12 protein-coding genes are annotated in these 14,780 nt (G+C 59.6%); 10 read left to right on the top strand and 2 right to left on the bottom strand.

Annotated features, from left to right (window positions below):
- Positions 1-43 precede the first annotated feature (43 nt).
- The 6 genes from ABWV42_RS11180 to ABWV42_RS11155 all read left to right on the top strand — a co-directional run bounded on the left by ABWV42_RS11180 (position 44) and on the right by ABWV42_RS11155 (position 7,276).
- On the top strand, positions 44-1,792 hold the full coding sequence (locus ABWV42_RS11180; RefSeq protein WP_353340171.1) for a heparinase II/III family protein: 1,749 nt from the start codon (positions 44-46) through the stop codon (positions 1,790-1,792).
- 22 nt (positions 1,793-1,814) lie between these two features.
- On the top strand, positions 1,815-3,404 hold the full coding sequence (purH, locus tag ABWV42_RS11175; RefSeq protein WP_353340170.1) for a bifunctional phosphoribosylaminoimidazolecarboxamide formyltransferase/IMP cyclohydrolase: 1,590 nt from the start codon (positions 1,815-1,817) through the stop codon (positions 3,402-3,404).
- 104 nt (positions 3,405-3,508) lie between these two features.
- Positions 3,509-3,976: a signal peptidase II gene (gene lspA / locus ABWV42_RS11170; protein ID WP_353340169.1), complete on the top strand. Its 468-nt coding sequence runs from the start codon at positions 3,509-3,511 to the stop codon at positions 3,974-3,976.
- Positions 3,977-4,030: 54 nt separating this feature from the next.
- Positions 4,031-4,546 carry a DUF3035 domain-containing protein gene (locus ABWV42_RS11165; RefSeq protein WP_353340168.1) on the top strand — a complete coding sequence of 172 codons (516 nt, stop codon included), beginning with the start codon at positions 4,031-4,033 and terminating at the stop codon, positions 4,544-4,546.
- A gap of 94 nt (positions 4,547-4,640) precedes the next feature.
- A complete protein-coding gene (locus tag ABWV42_RS11160) occupies positions 4,641-5,981 on the top strand; it encodes a M16 family metallopeptidase (protein ID WP_353340167.1) in 1,341 nt (446 codons plus the stop codon).
- Positions 5,978-7,276 carry a M16 family metallopeptidase gene (locus tag ABWV42_RS11155; RefSeq protein WP_353340166.1) on the top strand — a complete coding sequence of 433 codons (1,299 nt, stop codon included), beginning with the start codon at positions 5,978-5,980 and terminating at the stop codon, positions 7,274-7,276. The genes ABWV42_RS11160 and ABWV42_RS11155 overlap by 4 nt, the downstream gene beginning before the upstream one ends.
- Before the next feature lie 51 nt (positions 7,277-7,327).
- Here the strand turns inward: ABWV42_RS11155 and ABWV42_RS11150 are convergent, their stop codons facing one another.
- Together ABWV42_RS11150 and deoC are read right to left on the bottom strand one after the other, a co-directional pair.
- Positions 7,328-9,667: an aldehyde dehydrogenase family protein gene (locus tag ABWV42_RS11150; RefSeq protein ID WP_353340165.1), complete on the bottom strand. Its 2,340-nt coding sequence runs from the start codon at positions 9,665-9,667 to the stop codon at positions 7,328-7,330.
- 13 nt (positions 9,668-9,680) lie between these two features.
- On the bottom strand, positions 9,681-10,673 hold the full coding sequence (gene deoC / locus ABWV42_RS11145; protein ID WP_353340164.1) for a deoxyribose-phosphate aldolase: 993 nt from the start codon (positions 10,671-10,673) through the stop codon (positions 9,681-9,683).
- Positions 10,674-10,858: 185 nt separating this feature from the next.
- Here deoC and ABWV42_RS11140 point away from each other — a divergent pair, with 185 nt between their 5' ends.
- Genes ABWV42_RS11140 through ABWV42_RS11125 form a run of 4 tightly spaced genes read left to right on the top strand, consistent with a single transcriptional unit; the run spans position 10,859 to position 14,776 of the window.
- The gene (locus ABWV42_RS11140; RefSeq protein WP_353340163.1) at positions 10,859-11,821 is read left to right on the top strand and encodes a metal ABC transporter solute-binding protein, Zn/Mn family; all 963 of its coding nucleotides are present in this window, start codon (positions 10,859-10,861) and stop codon (positions 11,819-11,821) included.
- Between the two features lie 17 nt (positions 11,822-11,838).
- Positions 11,839-12,645: a metal ABC transporter ATP-binding protein gene (locus ABWV42_RS11135; RefSeq protein ID WP_353340162.1), complete on the top strand. Its 807-nt coding sequence runs from the start codon at positions 11,839-11,841 to the stop codon at positions 12,643-12,645.
- 2 nt (positions 12,646-12,647) lie between these two features.
- Positions 12,648-13,853 carry a metal ABC transporter permease gene (locus ABWV42_RS11130; RefSeq protein WP_353340161.1) on the top strand — a complete coding sequence of 402 codons (1,206 nt, stop codon included), beginning with the start codon at positions 12,648-12,650 and terminating at the stop codon, positions 13,851-13,853.
- Positions 13,850-14,776, top strand: coding sequence for a metal ABC transporter permease (locus tag ABWV42_RS11125; protein WP_353340160.1), 927 nt, complete (start codon positions 13,850-13,852; stop codon positions 14,774-14,776). The genes ABWV42_RS11130 and ABWV42_RS11125 overlap by 4 nt, the downstream gene beginning before the upstream one ends.
- The last annotated feature ends 4 nt before the right edge of the window (positions 14,777-14,780 follow it).

Here is a 14,780-nt window from a genome sequence, read left to right as displayed (position 1 = left end):
TCATGCGCTGCAAAACGCCAACATGGCGTAGAGGCAGTACGACATGAGCAATCCCGACGGTGTTTCGGCGCGCTGGACGCGCTTCATGCATCGCGTGCATGCACGCAGGAGCACCCGTGCCCGTGCGGCCACTGCCTTTACCTCGACGCCTGAGCCACGCACGATCGGCAGCTTTGCCAAGGGGCGGCAGTTGGTGGCCGGCAACTACCTGTTCGCGGGTCATCTGGTCGCTGCGCCAGAGGCGGATCTTTGGTCGTTGAACGAAACCGATCCGGTGTTCTGGCAGGACGTGCATGGCTTTGCTTGGCTGGATGATCTGGCCGCGGTCGGCGACATGGCTGCAAGAGAAAAGGCGCAGACGTGGTTGTGGCAGTGGATTGCCACCTATGGACGCGGCCGTGGCCCCGGATGGACACCGGAACTGACGGGTCGTCGCCTGATCCGCTGGATCAACCACGCGATTTTCCTTTTGCGGGGGCGAGAGCCCGAGCAGTCGGAGGCGTTCTACCGTTCTTTGGGGCAACAGACGATTTTCCTGTCGAAGCGTTGGCATACAACCCCAGCCGGCCTGCCGCGGTTCGAGGCGCTCACGGGTTTGATCTATGCCGGTTTGGCGCTGGAAGGCATGGAAATGCACGTTTCGCCGGCGTGCAAGGCGCTCGACAAAGAGTGCAGGGCGCAGGTGACGGAACAGGGCGGCATCCCGACCCGAAACCCCGAAGAACTTTTGGAAGTCTTCACCTTGCTGACCTGGGCCGCAGCAGCACTGGGGGACAAGGGCCACGATTTATCGCCAGCACACCTTGAGGCGATTGAACGGATTGCGCCAACGCTTCGCACGTTGCGGCACGCAGACGGTGGTCTGGCGCGGTTTCATGGGGGTGGTCGGGGTCTCGAAGGACGGTTGGATCATGCGCTTGCAGAAAGCCAGGTGAAGACGCGGCAGGCTGATGGTCTGGCAATGGGATTTGCTCGCCTTTCGGCCGGGCGCACCAGTGTGATCGTGGATGCCAGCCCACCGCCGACAGGTCCGGCGTCGATCAATGCACATGCCTCAACTCTGGCGTTTGAACTGACCAGCGGCCGACGTCCCGTGATCGTGAATTGCGGTTCCGGATCGAGCTTTGGCGGAGACTGGCGAAGGGCAGGGCGCGCGACCCCGAGCCATTCCACGCTTTCGCTGGACGGGTTTTCAAGTGCACGGCTGGGGGAAGCCGGTCGCGGCAAAGGGTGGCGCAACGAAGAGTTGGAAGACGCACCCGTAAACGTGCCGATCCAAATGGGGCAGGCCCCCGACGGGGTGCGATTTCAAGGCGGGCATGACGGGTATTCTCAGACCCACGGGCTGACCCATGCGCGTACTCTGGAGCTTACATTTGATGGTCGGGGTATGGTTGGCGAAGACCTTCTGGTTGCCCTCGACGATGCGTCCAAGAGACGATTTGATGCGGCTTTTGACGCGACAAGCCTTCAGGGTGTCCCCTACCAGATCCGATTCCATTTGCATCCAGAGGCCGATGCGGCGCTGGATATGGGGGCCACGGCCGTGTCGATTGCTCTTAAAAGTGGGGAAATCTGGGTGTTCCGGCATGACGGAACCGCCAATTTGACGCTTGAAGCCAGTGTTTACTTAGAAAAAACGCGTTTGAAGCCCCGCGCGACAAAACAGGTCGTTCTATCCGGCGTCGCAATGGAGTATGCGACGCGCATCCGGTGGTCCATGGCCAAGGCGCAGGAATCTGCAGTTGCCATCCGAGACCTCAACCGGGATGAGCTGGATATGACAACCTGACCCTACGGGACCCCTATACGATATGACCGATCTGACACCCATCCGCCGCGCACTGATTTCCGTTTCCGACAAGACCGGACTGATCGAGCTGGGCACCGCGCTTTCCGAGCGTGGCGTCGAACTGCTCTCGACCGGTGGCAGCGCCAAGGCAATGCGCGATGCAGGTCTGGACGTAAAAGACGTTTCGGAAGTGACCGGGTTCCCCGAGATGATGGATGGACGCGTGAAAACGCTGCACCCCAAAGTGCACGGTGGTCTCTTGGCGCTGCGCGACAACGACGAACACGTTGCGGCGATGGATGAGCATGGCATCGGCGGCATCGACCTTCTGGTGGTGAACCTCTACCCCTTTGAGGCGACCGTTGCCGCGGGTGCGGATTATGACACCTGCATCGAGAACATCGACATTGGTGGTCCTGCAATGATCCGAGCCGCCGCCAAGAACGCGGCCTTCGTCAACGTGATCGTGGACGTGGAAGACTACGAGAAGCTGTTGGGCGACATGGACCAGCACGGCGGTGCGACCTGTCCGAAGTTCCGCAAGAAGCTGGCGCAGAAGGCCTATGCCCGCACCGCCGCATATGACTCGGCTGTATCGAACTGGATGGCGGGTCAGCTCGAGCTGGAAGCACCCAAGCGCCGTGCCTTTGCCGGTGAGTTGAAACAGACCCTTCGTTACGGCGAAAACAGCCACCAAAAGGCCGCCTTCTATACCGATGGTTCGAACCGTCCGGGTGTAGCGACCGCAGTTCAGCTTCAGGGCAAAGAGCTGAGCTATAACAACATCAACGACACCGACGCGGCCTATGAGCTGGTGGCAGAGTTCGATCCGGCCAACGGCCCGGCCTGTGCGATCATCAAACACGCGAACCCCTGTGGCGTTGCGGTGGGTGAAAGCCTTGTCGACGCGTATCAGAAGGCATTCGACTGCGACCGCACCTCGGCCTTTGGCGGTATTGTTGCCCTGAACCAGCCACTGGACGCCGAGACAGCCACCAAGATCGTCGAGATCTTTACCGAGGTCGTGATTGCACCCGGTGCATCTGAAGAAGCCAAGGAAATCTTTGCCGCCAAGAAGAACCTTCGCCTGCTGCTGACCGAGGGCCTGCCGAATACCTGCGAGCCGATCGTTGCCTACAAACAGGTGGCCGGCGGCATGCTGGTTCAGGACAAGGACGTGGGCTATGTCGGCCTGGAAGATCTGAAAGTCGTGACCAAGAAAGCGCCGACTGAGCAAGAAATGGCCGATCTCTTGTTTGCCTGGAAAGTGGCGAAACACGTGAAGTCGAATGCGATTGTCTACGTCAAGGACGGTGCGACTGTCGGCGTTGGTGCCGGTCAGATGTCGCGCCTCGACAGTGCCAATGTCGCGGCGGCCAAAGCCGAGCGTATGGCCGCCGAAATTGGTCTGGACGAAGTGCCGACAAAGGGCTGCGCCGTTGCGTCGGATGCGTTCTTCCCGTTCCCTGATGGACTGCTCGAAGCCGCCGCGGCGGGTGGCAAGTGCGTCATTCAACCCGGTGGCTCCATGCGTGACGAAGAAGTCATCAAGGCTGCAGATGAGGCTGGTATCGCGATGGTCTTCACGGGCATGCGCCACTTCCGTCACTAAGACATGGTTTCTCCGCTCCGGTGCGATCTGCGCGCGCTGGGGCGGAGACTTCAGGCAAGGCCCTGAAACATAAAACAAACGCAGAAAGGCAGAAGGGGCGATCCATGCGTCTGGTGTTCTGGGCCGGTTTTTGGGCATTTCTGACCGATCAGGCCAGCAAGTACTTCGTAGTTCACTACTTGAACTTGATCGAAGTGGGCAGGATGGATGTCTTCCCGCCGTTCCTGCGCTTTGCGATGGCGTGGAACGAAGGTGTGAACTTTGGCCTGTTTTCCAACGGATCTGACGCCGCCCGCTGGGCTCTGATCGCAATTGCGGTGGTGATTGTTGGTTTTGTGCTGTTCTGGGTGCGACGTGACCCACCGGGACAAATCGGGCTGTTTGCTGCTGGATTGTTGATCGGTGGGGCCATCGGAAACGTGATTGATCGCCTGATCTATGGCGCGGTCGCCGATTTCCTGAACATGTCCTGTTGCGGCATTCAAAACCCCTTTGCCTTTAATCTCGCCGATGTCTGGATCTTTGCTGGCGCTATTGGCTTGGCATTTTTTGGTGGCTCGAAAAAAGCCTAGGTGACGCCGCCGAAGCAATCGGATAAAAGCGGGCAAGGTTAGAGGAGTAGACTCATGCGATTGTCGCAGGTTGTGATTTTCGGTTTGGCCCTTGCGGTTGCCGGGTGTACCGGGAGTGACAAAGGTATCCGCATCCTGAGCTCGAACGGCGAAGGGCCGGACGAGTTTCGCATCGTGCCCGCCAAACCGCTTTCTGCTCCTGCCAATTATGCGGAACTCCCGGAGCCTACACCTGGCGGTGAAAATCTGACAGATGTTGATCCCGCAGGGGATGCGGTTGCGGCGTTGGGAGGCAAACGTTCGGCTGTCCGTGGTACAAATGTTGCAAGCTCAGACGCGGCGATGGTAACCTATGCCGCTCGTAAGGGACGCCAAGCTGATATCCGAACAGTTACTGCTGCCGAAGATGAAGAGTTTCGCAAGCGACGCGGTCGTTTTTCTAATATCCGCATCATTGCTTCAGATCGCTACAATCAGATCTACGACGAACAACACTTGGATCAATATCGCGAACAACGGCGTTGGCGTTCTGGAGGCGCTCAGACACCTGCTGCTCCTCCCAAGAACTAAACGTTTTCGTTACACTGCTGGCTTGACCCTTGAAGCGCCCGGTTACGGGCGTAACTATTATTTGTGACGTGTGAAATTTTCGGGGAGAACTCTGATGAAGCGTTTGTTCGCTTTGGCCGGTGCGATTGTATTGGCGGCCGCGCCTCTGAAAGCTGAAGACACCGTAACTGACTTTGTCCTCGACAACGGTATGCAGGTGGTTGTCATCGAAGACCACCGCGCACCCGTGGTGACGCACATGGTCTGGTATCGTGCAGGATCAGCGGACGAGCCTGCCGGATCATCCGGAATTGCTCACTTTCTCGAACACCTGCTTTTCAAGGGTACAAAGACCCTTGAGCCGGGAGAGTTCTCGGCCACGGTGGCAGCAAACGGCGGTCGCGACAACGCCTTCACGAGTTATGATTACACGGCCTACTTTCAACGCGTGGCGGCTGACCGGCTCGAGTTGATGATGCAGATGGAAAGCGATCGCATGGTCAATCTTCAGCTTGGTGAGGCTGAAATCCTGACCGAGCGGGATGTCATCATCGAAGAGCGGAACCAGCGTACCGAGAACAGCCCGGGGGCACTGATGCGCGAGCAGCTCAATGCCGCGCAGTACCTGAACCATCGGTATGGCGTGCCGATCATCGGCTGGCGGCACGAAATGGTAAACCTGTCGCTTGAGGATGCGCTGTCGTTCTACGAGACGTACTATGCGCCGAACAATGCCGTGCTTGTTGTCGCGGGCGATGTCCAGCCTAGCGAGGTTCTGGAATTGGCAAACACCTACTATGGAAAAATCCCGCCCAATCCCGAGCTTGAGCCGCGCGCGCGTTCGCAAGAGCCGCCGCAAACCTCTGCTCGTCGGATGGTGTTCGAAGACCCGCGCGTGGCCCAGCCTTATGTGACACGGTCCTACCTTGCGCCTGAACGGGACCCCGGAAACCAAGAAACCGCTGCGGCCCTGACGATCCTCGCCGAAGTTCTTGGCGGGGGAACCACATCAGTCCTGACGGAAAAGTTGCAGTTTGAACAACAGGTCGCGGTCTATACCGGCGCTTGGTATCGCGGGACATCCCTGGATGATACGACCTTCGATCTGACCATCGTTCCCTCCCAGGGCGTCAGCCTTCAGGACGCAGAAGATGCCATGGACGCGGCAATTGCAGAGTTCCTCGAAGAGGGTGTGGATCGGGACCACCTTGAGCGGATCAAGATGCAGCTGCGGGCCTCGCAGATCTATGCGCGCGACAGCGTCGATAGCTTGGCCAATCGCTATGGTGCGGCGTTGACGTCCGGTCTAACGATCTCGGATGTGCAGGCATGGCCAGACATTCTGCAAGCCGTGACGGAAGACGACATAATTTCCGCTGCCAAGCAGGTGTTCAATCGCAAAACTTCGGTCACTGGTTGGCTGAAAGCGCCTGAAAACGTGGAGGTGAGCCAATGATCCGTTTCCTATCTGCAATCCTTGTGATCGTCTTCGCGCTGCCGGTTCAGGCGGGCGTGGAAATCAAAGAAGTTACCTCGCCAGGCGGAATCAAGGCATGGTTGGTGGAAGAGCCGTCGATCCCGTTTGTTGCTCTGGAAGTGCGCTTCAAGGGCGGGGCCTCTCTCGATGCTCCGGGCAAGCGAGGGGCGACGAACCTGATGGTCGGCCTTCTGGAAGAAGGGGCGGGCGATCTTGACAGTCAGGGCTTTGCCGAGGCCGCCGAAGCGCTTGCTGCGCAGTTCAGCTATGATGTCGGCGACGATACCCTGTCGGTATCCGCGCGTTTCCTGACAGAGAACCGCGACGCCGCTGTTCAACTGCTGCGGTCGTCCATTATTGAGCCGCGCTTTGATCCTCAGGCGGTTGAACGGGTGCGTGCTCAGGTTCTGGCGTCCATCCGATCAAGCGAAAAAGACCCCGACGAAATCGCAAGTCGGTCGTTTGACGCTCTGGCCTTTGGTGAACATCCCTATGGATCGCAATACGCAGGCACCCAGGAAAGCGTTGCCGCGTTAACGCGGGAAGATATCATTGCTGCACATGATGGGGCCATGGCGCGTGATCGTTTGTTTGTTTCGGCGGTCGGCGATATCACCGCCGAGGAACTTGGGTTTCTGCTTGACGATCTTCTGGGCGAACTGCCCGCAGAGGGTGCCAAAATGCCGGTTCAGGCAGAGTTGATGCTGGAAGGTGGGACAACTGTCGTTGAGTTCGACACCCCCCAATCGGTGGCGCTGTTCGGTCATGAAGGCATTGACCGTCACGATGATGATTTCTTCGCCGCCTATGTCCTGAATGTCATTCTGGGAGGCGGAGGGTTTGAAAGTCGCCTGATGGAAGAAGTTCGTGTGAAACGCGGCCTGACCTATGGGGTCTATTCCTATCTCGCTCCCAAAGACCATGCGGCGCTCTACATCGGTTCGGTGTCTTCAGCCAATGACCGCATCGCCGAAGCGGTAGACGTAATCCGGTCAGAATGGGCCCATATCGCCAAGGACGGCGTGACCGAGGAAGAGCTTGCCAAGGCCAAAGCGTTGCTGACCGGCGCGTATCCGCTGCGTTTTGACGGCAATGAGTCGATTGCGCGGATCATGGTGGGAATGCAGATGGACGATCTGCCGATCGACTACATCGCAACCCGCAATGACAAGGTGAACGCCGTGACCCTGGAAGATGTCAATCGCGTGGCGTCAGAGTTGCTGAGGCCGGAAGACCTGCATTTCGTGATCGTGGGTAAGCCGGAAGGCGTCTGAGGTTACAGGTATCTGGAAAGAAAAGGCGCTCCAGTTGGAGCGCCTTTTTGTTTATTCGCCGTAGGGCACCCAGATGTTCTTGATCTCGGTGCTGGCCTCCAGAAGGGCCCGGGAGTTGTCTTCGAACCAGTCCAGTGTCTGTCCGTTATTGACCCATGTTCGTTTGAGGTTACCTGCGCTGCCGCGCTCGATCTCGGCGGACAGGTTGGTGGACGAGAAGGACCAGACCGCATCGACGTCCAGATGGCTTGCAAACGTCGAAGCGAGTTCCGAATGGGGGCCGGTTAGGATGTTGACGACGCCCGCAGGCACATCAGAGGTATCAAGCACTTGGTAGAAATCCGTGGCGGCCAGCGGGAAGGGCTCTGATGCTGCAAGGATCACGCGGTTACCCATCGCGATTGCCGGCGCCATCACCGAAACCAGCCCCAGCAATGGTGCATCGTCCGGGCATAGGGCACCGATCACGCCGGTGGGTTCGCGCATCGCGAGGGCCACACCGCGGATCGGAACATTGTGAACCTGACCGTCGTATTTGTCGGCCCAGGCCGCAGCCGAAAACAGGCGCTGGATTGACGCCTCGACTTCCCGCGCGCCATTGCGTGCGTTGGTCAGGGCATTGACACGCGACGCGAATTCTTCGGCGCGGGCCGAGAGGTTTTCCGCGATGTAGTAGAGGATCTGTGCCCGCAGGTGGCCCGTCGTACCGGCCCAGCCCTTGGCCGCCTGTGCGGCTTCCACCGCGTTGCGAATGTCTTTGCGATTGGCGATGGGCGCCTGGCCAAGCAGGTTTCCGGACTTGCCGTAGATTGGTCGTGAATAGCCGCCGTCAGGACGTGCCTGTTTGCCGCCGATATAGAGTTTCGGAGTACGATCCAGCGGGTCGGATGGCCCCTTGTCGCCCTTGAAGCCCGCGATGGGGGCAAGCGCTTTGGTGGCCTTTCGGGGTTTGGTATAGGCCGCCAGCCCTTCCCAGCCGCCTTCGCGCCCGAACCCACTCTCGCGTTTGCCGCCAAACCCTGCGGCAGCGTCGAACAGGTTGGTCGCGTTCACCCAGACGACGCCGGCCACGAGTTTGGGCGCGATGTCGAGTGCAAGGTTCACGTTCTCCGTCCAGAGGGACGCGGCCAGCCCGTAACGCGTGTTATTGGCCAGGGCGACGGCTTCGTCCGGGGTCCGGAAGGTTGTCGACACCAGTACGGGGCCAAAGATTTCCTCTTGCATCAGAGTCGACGAAGGCGCGAGCCCGGTGATCAGGGTCGGGGGATAGAAACAGCCTTCGACTGGCATCTCGACGGCCGCATGGTAGGTTTCGCCTTCGCTATTGGTGTTGACCATGTCCGTGATGGTTTGCAGCTGGACCGGATCGACCACCGCGCCCACGTCGATGCACTTGTCCAGCGGGTTTCCAAGGCGCAACCCGTCCATGCGCGCCTTGAGCTTGCTGTGGAACTTTTCAGCGATGCCTTCCTGCACCAAGAGGCGCGAACCGGCGCAGCATACCTGACCCTGATTGAACCAGATTGCATCGACAAGACCTTCGATTGCGCTGTCGATATCCGCATCGTCGAACACGACGTAGGGGGATTTTCCGCCCAGTTCGAGCGTCAGGGACTTGCCGCTTCCGGCGGTCGCTTCGCGGATCTTGCGGCCCACGTCGGTCGAGCCGGTAAAGGCGATCTTGTTGATGTCTTCGTGGGCGGTGATCATCTCGCCCACGGCACCATCGCCCGTCACGATGTTGACAACACCATCCGGCAGGCCGGCCTGGCGGCAGATGTCGGCAAATAGCAGGGCCGTCAGCGAGGTGTATTCGGCGGGTTTCAGTACCACTGTGTTGCCCATCGCAAGCGCTGGCGCGATTTTCCATGCCAGCATCAGAAGCGGGAAGTTCCAGGGAATGATCTGGCCGCAGACACCAAGGGCGACGCGGTCTGGCAGTTCGCTGTCCATCAGCTGTGCCATGCCTGCGTGATAATAGAAATGCCGCTGCGCCAGCGGAATGTCGATGTCACGGCTTTCGCGGATCGGCTTTCCGTTGTCGAGGGTTTCGAGCACCGCGAAAAGGCGGGCGTGTTTTTGCAGGAGGCGGGAAATGGCATAGAGGTACTTTGCCCGGCCATGCCCGCCGAGTTTCTCCCATTTTGCCTGCGCCTTGCGTGCGGCCGTAACGGCGGCGTTCACGTCCTCCTGCGAGGCTTGGGAAAGCGTTGCCAAGGTTTCGCCATTCGCCGGGTTGCGGCTTTGGAAATCGTCCGTGGCTTTGGTGAAGCTGCCGTTGATGAAGTGGCCGAACTTGGCCCCCTGATCGACAATCCACGCGAGTGCATCTCCGGCGCTTTCGGGGGCAGGGCCATAGTCCATGCTGTCAAAGATCTCTTTTACGGTCATTGTCTGTGTCCTGTCAGGCCATTGCGTGGCGATATCCGGCGGAATAGGCACCGGTGACGTGGTGTTCCAGCTGGCGTTCGATGTCGCCGAGCAGCGACGAGGCCCCAAAGCGGAACAGGTCGGGTTGGAGCCAGCGGTCGCCGAGTTCGTCTTTCATCAGAGACAGATAGGTGATCGCGTCCTTGGCCTTGGAAATACCGCCAGCAGGTTTGTAGCCGACACGGAAGCCGGTCCGGTCATAGTAGTCGCGGATCGCGCGGATCATCACCAGCGACACGGGCAGGGTGGCGTTCACGCTTTCCTTGCCGGTGGATGTCTTGATGAAATCGGCACCGGCCATCATACAGACAAGGGAGGCCCGCGCGACGTTGCGCAGGGTGCCAAGTTCTCCGGTGGCAAGGATCGCCTTGACGTGTGCATCTCCACAGGCTTCGCGGAAGGCTTTCATCTCGTCATAGAGTGCCTGCCAGTTTCCTTGCAGAACATGGCGGCGGGTAATGACGATGTCGATTTCCTCGGCGCCTGCCTTTACGCTTTCTCCGATCTCGGCCACCCGAAGGTGGAATGGCGACAGGCCCGCAGGAAAGCCCGTGGACACAGCGGCGACGGGAATGCCGGAGTCTTGCAGAGCGGTCACCGCGGTCGGGATCATGTCGTGGTAGACACAGATCGCTCCGGTGGTCAGACCCCGCATGCCAAGCGCATCAAGGATGTCTTCGCGGACGGGCTGTTTAGCCTTGGCGCAGAGGCGCTGAACGCGGCCTTCGGTGTCATCGCCAGACAAGGTCGTCAGATCGATGCAGCTAATGGCGCGGCATAGCCATGCGGCCTGGTAGTCTTTCTTGACAGAGCGGCGACCGGGCAGCGTTTTGGCCCGGCGTTCGATCGCCGAGGTGTTGGCCTGCGCGCGGCGGACCCAGTCAAGATCGAGTTCCATGCCCGGATTGCGGGGTTCAACCGCTTGAGGCAACTGGTGTTCCATGGAGGTGGCTGTCGGGGTGTGCATGTCTCATCCCTGTTCAGATCAGACCCCACCGTGTCATGCTGCCGCAGCCTTGGCAAGATTGCCGCGACGCCCGTTGCATAAATTTTGCCCATTTGGTCAAAAGTTATTTGAGAATAATTCTCAATTGCGTTGACTTTGTTGCGAATGGCTCTCATATTCATTGTCAGAACAAGGAAGGACCGACGATGCGATTCTCTCGCCGTGGATTTCTGGCAGCCAGCGCAGCAGGGGCAGTGACCCTTGCCAGCCCTGCGTTTGCGCTCGAAAAGCTGACGGTTGTTGCGACGACTGGCATGATTGCCGACGCCGCGCGGCAGGTGGGTGGCGATCTGGTCGAGGTGCAGAGCTTGATGGGCCCCGGCGTGGATCCCCATTCCTATCGTCAGACCCGTTCAGATATCGTTGCCATGACGCGCGCGGATGTCGTGCTGTGGCACGGTCTGTATCTCGAAGCGCAGATGGAAGAGTTTCTTCACAAGCTCGAAAAGCGTGGCACTGTCTATGCCGTCACGGATGGCCTTGATCGCGCCAAACTCCGCAGCCACCCGGACTATGATGGCAAGTTCGATCCTCACGTTTGGATGGTGCCCGATCTCTGGACGGGAGTCGTTGATCAGGTCCGTGATGTGCTGAGCGACGTACGTCCGGATATGAAGGACGCCTTCCATGCGAATGCCGCTGCATTCCAGAAGGAACTGGGTGACTTGCAGGCCTATGCCGAGCGTGTGATCGCGACCGTTCCGCAGGAATCCCGCGTGCTGGTAACGGCGCATGACGCCTTTAGCTATTTCGGTCGCGATTTCGGGTTCGAGGTCATGGGTATTCAAGGCATCTCGACCCAATCCGAAGCCGGGCTCAACCGGATCGGCGCGTTGGTCGATATCCTTGTCGAGCGCAACATCGGTGCGGTTTTTGTCGAAAGCTCGGTTTCGGATCGCAGTATTCGCGCGCTGACCGAGGGCGCTGCTGCACGTGGCCATGAAGTGATCATCGGTGGCGAGTTGTTTTCGGATGCGATGGGCCGGGAGGGCACATATGAAGGCACCTACCTTGGCATGATCGATCACAACGCTACCGTTATTGCGCAGGCGTTGGGCGGCGAAGCCCCGGCGCGTGGCATGGCCGGCAAGTTGTCGGCAGGGTTTTGAAGCGGGTTAGGTAGACGATGACACTCGAACTTGCAGCCAATCAGGGCGTTGCCCCCAATCTCGACCAGGTCGAAGCAAGCCCGTTTGCCGTACGTGGCATGACGGTGTCTTATGGTCAAAAGCCGGTGGTTTTCTCAGTGGACATGACCGTTTCGGAAGGCTCCATGACAGCGATCATCGGTCCGAACGGCGCGGGTAAATCCACCTTGCTCAAGGCCGCTCTGGGCATCGTGAAACCGCTTTCCGGACGGGTGATGGTTTTTGGAAAGCCTCTGAAAGGCCAGCGCAATCGCATTGCCTATGTGCCCCAGCGGGCGAGCGTTGACTGGGATTTTCCGACCCGTGTTATCGACGTCGTATTGATGGGTTTGCACCGCGAACTTGGTTTGCTGCGTCGCGTGCGCCAGCATCACGTGGACAAGGCGCGGGCCTGTCTGGATCGCGTCGGTATGGCGGATTTTGCCAACCGCCAGATCGGTCAGCTGTCTGGTGGACAGCAACAGCGCGTGTTCCTTGCGCGTGCGCTTGCACAGGGGGCCGATCTCTACCTCCTGGACGAGCCCTTTGCCGGGGTGGATGCCGCGACTGAAAAGGCGATCATTGATGTTCTGAAAGGGCTCAAGGCCGAGGGAAAAACCGTTGTGGCCGTGCATCATGACCTTTCAACCGTGAGCGAGTATTTCGATCGCGTGTTCATGATCAACACCCGCAGAATTGCCGAAGGCTCGGTGGCAGAGGCCTTTACCGCAGAGAACCTCGACAAGACGTATGGCGGCCGTCTGGCCACCGCGCATGTAGATCAACTCGACCTCGCCGCAGGCTGATCATGCTCTGGGACGCGCTGTTTCTACAGATGGGCTACAACGCCACTCTGGTGGCAATTGGTGCCTGTTTTCTGGGTGTCGCTGCCGGAGTGACTGGCACATTTCTGTTCCTGCGCAAGCGGGCCCTTGTGAGCGACGCCATCAGCCACGCAACCCTGCCGGGGGTCGGCCTTGCCTTTATTGTCATGGTTTTGCTGGGCGGCGATGGCCGTAGCCTGCCGGGGTTGCTGTTCGGCTCGGCCGTGTCCGCATGGATCGGCCTGTTGGGGGTAAGCTGGCTCACCCGGCGCACCCGCCTTGCCGAAGACGCCGCGATTGGCGCCGTTCTGTCGGTGTTCTTTGGGTTTGGCATCGTCATCCTGACCGTGATCCAGACCATGTCTGTTGGGCGGCAAGCCGGATTGGAAGGGTTCCTCCTCGGGTCTACCGCCGGCATGTTGTGGAACGACGCCGTGGTGATCGCGGCCGGTGGGGCGTTGACGCTGGCCGTTGTCCTGTTGCTGCGTCGCTCGATGGCGCTGGTGTCCTTTGATCCCGAGTTTGCGGCAGCGAGCGGCATCAACGTGTCACGCATCGACCTTGCGATCATGGCGCTGGCCATGGCGGTGACGGTTGTTGGTCTCAAGATCGTGGGGCTGATCCTGATCGTGGCAATGCTGATCATCCCGCCTGTGACTGCGCGTTTCTGGACCGATCGCACCGACAGGGTGACATTGATCTCCGGCATCGTTGGGGGCGTTTCCGGCTATGTCGGGGCCGCGCTTTCGGCGGCCATCCCGCATCTGCCAACCGGTCCGATTATTGTTCTCACGAGCTTTGGGATGTTCGTTCTCTCCCTGCTTCTGGCCCCGAACCGCGGCGTGTTGGCTGCCTTGCTGCGGCACCTGAGTTTTCAGAGGCGGGTTCATATGCGGCAGGGTTTGCTGGCGCTGGCACAGGGGCAGCCGATCTATGAAAAGCTGACACTTCGTCTGTTGGAGCGCGCGGGTCTTGCGCGGGCGGATGGTGTGGCGACCGAAGAGGGGCGGGCCCGCGCGGCCAAGGCGCTGCGCGACGAAAAACGCTGGGAATTGGTTCGGGCGGATCAGGCCTTTGAGAGCGCGGCCGCCTTGTACGACGGGTTGCGCGAGATCGAAACGGTGCTCACCACGGATCAGATCGAGGAAATTGACCGCCGGATCGGTGGACCAATGGGAGTTCCAGCATGAGTGGAGCCGAGTTTGTCCCCCTGTCTCTGACGCCCTTGTTGATCGGGATGTTTGCCGCGGTGGCCTGCGCATTGCCCGGCAACTTCCTTGTGTTGCGGCGTCAGGCGTTGATCGGTGATGCGATTTCACATGTAGTTTTGCCGGGTATTGTCGTGGCGTTCCTGATTACGGGAACGGTGGCCGCGTGGCCCATGATGTTCGGCGCTGCGGGGGCCTCGGTTGTGGCCGTGGCCTTGATTGAGGCAATCCGGCGTCTGGGCAAGATCGAACCCGGGGCGGCAATGGGTGTGACCTTCACCTCCATGTTCGCCGGTGGCGTGTTGTTGCTTGAACAATCGGACACGTCGTCTGTGCACCTTGATGTGGAACACGCGCTTTATGGCAATCTCGAAAGCCTGATCTGGCTGGATGCCGTGGGGTGGGAAAGCCTCTGGGATCCTGTTGCACTGGCGGGGTTGCCGGACGAACTGATCAGGATCGCATTGACCCTTATCGGGGTGGTGGCTTTCACCTGGATCATGTGGCGACCGCTCAAGCTCTCGACCTTTGACGAAGGGTTCGCCCGCACGCTTGGTGTGCGCACAGGGGTGATCGGATTTGCCCTTGTGATCGTGGCCGCGATTGCAGCGGTGGCGGCGTTTGATGCGGTCGGCTCGATCATCGTGATCGCGATGTTCATCTGCCCGCCAGCGGCCGCGCGTTTGATGACCAATCGCCTTGAAGTGCAGATTGTGTGGAGTGTTGTCTTTGCCCTGGTTTCGGCCGTTCTGGGGTACGTTTTGGCGGGCTTCGGGCCGATGTGGTTTGGTGCGAACAACGCGGTCAGCGCGGCGGGTATGATTGCCACGGTTTCCGGTGTGATCCTTGTCGTGACTGCGCTTTTCGGGCCCTGCCGTTCCCGCACCGGCGCCCCTGTAGAATAGACGA

It is taken from the genome of Pelagimonas sp. KU-00592-HH, from assembly GCF_040369695.1.
Classification (GTDB): domain Bacteria; phylum Pseudomonadota; class Alphaproteobacteria; order Rhodobacterales; family Rhodobacteraceae; genus Shimia.
Note: the sequence above shows the minus strand (reverse complement) of the source record. Positions and strands in the feature narration are given on the sequence as shown.

Coding starts and splice junctions, on each gene's coding strand:
- ABWV42_RS11180 (WP_353340171.1), top strand. CDS start 44: ATGAGCAATCCCGACGGTGTTTCGGCGCGCTGGACGCGCTTCATGCAT.
- purH (WP_353340170.1), top strand. CDS start 1,815: ATGACCGATCTGACACCCATCCGCCGCGCACTGATTTCCGTTTCCGAC.
- lspA (WP_353340169.1), top strand. CDS start 3,509: ATGCGTCTGGTGTTCTGGGCCGGTTTTTGGGCATTTCTGACCGATCAG.
- ABWV42_RS11165 (WP_353340168.1), top strand. CDS start 4,031: ATGCGATTGTCGCAGGTTGTGATTTTCGGTTTGGCCCTTGCGGTTGCC.
- ABWV42_RS11160 (WP_353340167.1), top strand. CDS start 4,641: ATGAAGCGTTTGTTCGCTTTGGCCGGTGCGATTGTATTGGCGGCCGCG.
- ABWV42_RS11155 (WP_353340166.1), top strand. CDS start 5,978: ATGATCCGTTTCCTATCTGCAATCCTTGTGATCGTCTTCGCGCTGCCG.
- ABWV42_RS11150 (WP_353340165.1), bottom strand. CDS start 9,667: ATGACCGTAAAAGAGATCTTTGACAGCATGGACTATGGCCCTGCCCCC.
- deoC (WP_353340164.1), bottom strand. CDS start 10,673: ATGCACACCCCGACAGCCACCTCCATGGAACACCAGTTGCCTCAAGCG.
- ABWV42_RS11140 (WP_353340163.1), top strand. CDS start 10,859: ATGCGATTCTCTCGCCGTGGATTTCTGGCAGCCAGCGCAGCAGGGGCA.
- ABWV42_RS11135 (WP_353340162.1), top strand. CDS start 11,839: ATGACACTCGAACTTGCAGCCAATCAGGGCGTTGCCCCCAATCTCGAC.
- ABWV42_RS11130 (WP_353340161.1), top strand. CDS start 12,648: ATGCTCTGGGACGCGCTGTTTCTACAGATGGGCTACAACGCCACTCTG.
- ABWV42_RS11125 (WP_353340160.1), top strand. CDS start 13,850: ATGAGTGGAGCCGAGTTTGTCCCCCTGTCTCTGACGCCCTTGTTGATC.